General features: G+C 67.7%; 1 pseudogene. It reads right to left on the reverse strand.

Annotation, left to right across the window (positions count from 1 at the left end):
* Positions 1 to 336: pseudogene (locus EN869_RS33825) on the reverse strand (hypothetical protein); the annotation flags it as partial.
* Positions 337 to 341: the final 5 nt, after the last annotated feature.

Genomic DNA, 341 nt, shown 5'->3' on the forward strand with positions numbered 1-341 from the left:
CGCAGGCGTGGGCCGGACGGAATCGCCGCGCGGAGCCATCGCCTTGCCCGGCGCTTCATCATCCGGTTGCGATGCGGGCCGCTTGTCGGCATCCGGCGTGCGGGTGAACCGCACATTGGGCGCGAGGAAGAAATATTGCTGCCAGGCCGGAGGGCCGAATTCGTCGCCGGCCGAATCGGCGGCGTTCGATTCAACGGCGGCTCGCAGCGTGACGACCTGGCCCGTTTGCCCTTGCGGTACTGGAGCCGCGCCATGGTGCTGCGCGTCTTCCGGACGGCTGTCGTCGTTGTCGCCATAGGCAGAGACGCCGGAAGGATTGGCACGGGAGAAACGCATGGGTG

The sequence above is a fragment of the Mesorhizobium sp. M2D.F.Ca.ET.226.01.1.1 genome, assembly GCF_004022705.2.
GTDB lineage: Bacteria > Pseudomonadota > Alphaproteobacteria > Rhizobiales > Rhizobiaceae > Mesorhizobium.